The sequence below is a fragment of the Pseudomonas sp. SDT291_1_S447 genome, assembly GCF_054070155.1.
Genome location: NZ_JBSVXS010000332.1, coordinates 1 through 328, shown reverse-complemented (window position 1 = coordinate 328; position 328 = coordinate 1). Strand labels below are relative to the sequence as shown.

Annotated in this window: 1 protein-coding gene; it reads right to left on the bottom strand. The window is 62.8% G+C overall.

What is annotated here, in order from left to right; translation table 11 throughout:
* Positions 1-67 precede the first annotated feature (67 nt).
* Positions 68-328 (bottom strand): YXWGXW repeat-containing protein (locus ACW9IR_RS29805; protein ID WP_457466191.1); only part of this gene is annotated, 261 nt, incomplete at its 5' end.

Below are 328 nucleotides of genomic sequence, written 5' to 3'. Positions count from 1 at the left end.
CAACTCGGCGCCGCGCTATTGCGTGAAGTTCGGCTTCTGGGCACGACGAAGCCGATCTGACCAAGGCTCAACGAACCCAGCCACCGCCTTGCCAATGGTAGCCGTCGTTGCGCTGGACCCAATGTGGATGCACGTAGCGATAACCTTCGCGCACCGGCTCCCAGTGGCCGTGTACTGCGACATAGCGCCCGCCTTCCCAACGCCAATAGCCGCGTGACCAAATGTAGCCATAGCGCACCGGCGGCTCGACTTCGATCACCTGCACCGGCGGCGGTTGCGGCGCGATGACTTCCACATATTCGCGTTGTACCGGCCTGCGCTCATGCAC